General features: G+C 70.7%; 3 protein-coding genes. All 3 read left to right on the forward strand.

Features of this window, described 5'->3' with window-relative positions; genetic code table 11:
- Positions 1 to 368 (forward strand): WXG100 family type VII secretion target (locus ACJA3G_RS35785; RefSeq protein ID WP_406557199.1); only part of this gene is annotated, 368 nt, incomplete at its 5' end.
- Entirely contained in the window at positions 368 to 1507 is a 1140-nt protein-coding gene (locus tag ACJA3G_RS35790) for a hypothetical protein (protein WP_406557200.1), read from the forward strand. The genes ACJA3G_RS35785 and ACJA3G_RS35790, both read left to right, overlap by 1 nt.
- 5 nt (positions 1508 to 1512) lie before the next feature.
- Positions 1513 to 1986 carry a hypothetical protein gene (locus ACJA3G_RS35795; RefSeq protein WP_406557201.1) on the forward strand — a complete coding sequence of 158 codons (474 nt, stop codon included), beginning with the start codon at positions 1513 to 1515 and terminating at the stop codon, positions 1984 to 1986.
- Positions 1987 to 2015 lie beyond the last annotated feature (29 nt).

The raw sequence follows: 2015 nt of genomic DNA on the forward strand, positions 1-2015 counted from the left end.
GGCTCGGGCCCCACCCGCCCCTGGCGCCGTCCGGGCCGCCGCAGGACATGCTCCGTATCGCGCCCGGCGTCCTGACCGCGGCGGCGGGCCGCGCGGACGAGATCCACACGGCCTTCACCAAGCCCGCCGCGGCGCTGGAGGACCCCGCGCACAAGGCGTCGGCGGCGATGGACGGCTGGGAGTCGGCCAAGGCCATCCGTACGGCAGGCACGCAGTGGGAGAAGCAGGCCGGCACCGTGGCGGGCTGGCTGGCGCGCATCGCGGAGAGCCTGCGGGTGGGTGCCCGGGACTATCACACGACGGATCACGCCGTGGACGAGTCGCTCCGCGGCATCGCACCGCGCCGCTCGAAGCTGGAGGGGCTGTAATGCCCTCGTTCTACCAGGAGATCCTGGACACCGACCTCGGCCCGCTGCAGAAGCTCGCCGACCAGTGGCGCAGCACCCACACGGAGCTGGCCAAACTGCCCAAGCGGGTCCACGACGAGGTGCTCACCCCGCTGCGCGACAAGGGCTACTGGGAGGGCGCCGCCGCCCCGTACGCCTGGCGGATGATCGACGACATCGAGCGCCAGATCGAGGCGGCGGCCAAGGTCGCCCAGGCGGCGGTCGGCGTCCTCGACGACGCGCTCGGCGAACTCAAGGCCGTACAGAAGGACCTGAAGGACGCGGTGCGCCGGGCCCGTGACAAGGGGCTGTACATCGGGGCCGAGGGGGTCGTCTCCACCGATGTCGTCCACGGCGTGTGCACGGTGGTCGAGAAGGGCTCGGCGGACGCCAAGGCCATCGAGGACGCCCAGCGGGAGATCGTCGACATCGTGAAGCGGGGCGTCGTCGCCGACCGGAACCTGGCGTTCTCCCTCATGTCGGACGTGGGCCTCGGCGACTGGTTCAACACCGCCCCGCAGCACACGAACATCGACACCACCCAGACGATCAGCCAGGCCGACTACAACGCGCTCGACCTCGCGATGCGGGGCAAGGACCCGCACCCCGCGTCGCAGGGCGACGACCCGTACTCGCTCGGCTGGGACTGGGTCAGCGGCAGCGGGCCGCGTGAACGCGAGTACCACGACGGCGACCGGATGACCGAGCTGATCAAGTCCAGTGTCAGCATGGAGCAGCTCCGGGCGGACACCCTCGCCAACTGGCACAAGGACGGGAACGACCAGGGCACCGTCAACTACTCGATCTCCAAGGGCGGAAAGATCGGCGCCCTGGAGAAGCTCGTCTTCACCGACCTGCCGGCGATCGCCCCCGGCGACGAGGACCACCTGGGCGAGGCGTTCGTCGGCTCGTACTCCCTGGACTACTCGGTCAAGGGCCAGGACCCCGACGGCTCCCTCGTCGTCGAGTACACGCTCAACAACAAGACCAGCAACGAGTCCTTCCTCCACTTCGTCGGCTACTACGACTGGCTGAAGAAGACGAACCGCGAAGACGGCGTCTTCTCCACCGTCGGACAGCAGATGACCTGGACCGAACGCATCCCGGCAGCAGGGAAGTAAGCACCGTGTCCCACCACTCCCGACGCGCCCTGGGGGCCGTCGCCGCCCTGGCGCTCCTCGCGGCCCCGCTCACGGCCTGCGGTTCCGACGCCCTCGAACGCTGCGTCCCGGTCGCCGCCGGGTCCGCCACACCGGGCGAGCTCATCGGCCGCTACGAGGGGGCGCACGAGGCCGCCGGGGTGCGCCTGACGCTGTCCGAGGGCGGTGTCATGCGGGCGGAGAAGTGGCCCACCGGCGACTACCACCGCGCGAAGCTGGGCAGCACGTTCACCGGCTCGGGCACCTGGGAGATCGCACCGGCCACGGCGTCCACCGACCGCGCGCTGCTGCGGCTGCACTTCACCGAGCCCACCCTGTTCCTCCAGGGCGACACCCTCGACAAGCTCACGATCGGCACCGACGCCACTCGCACGGACCTCTACCAGGACATCGACCCCGACGTCTGCCCCGACTTCCGCCTCCGCCGCGACAAGCCGTGACGGACGGCCCGTCAGGAGGGGCGGGGGCC

Origin of the sequence: Streptomyces sp. YS-3 (assembly GCF_045257485.1) — a bacterium.
In the GTDB taxonomy this organism is placed as follows: Bacteria; Actinomycetota; Actinomycetes; order Streptomycetales; family Streptomycetaceae; genus Streptomyces.

What these genes read in the sequence shown, in the direction of transcription:
- ACJA3G_RS35790 (WP_406557200.1), top strand. Translation starts at nt 368, where the DNA reads ATGCCCTCGTTCTACCAGGAGATCCTGGACACCGACCTCGGCCCGCTG.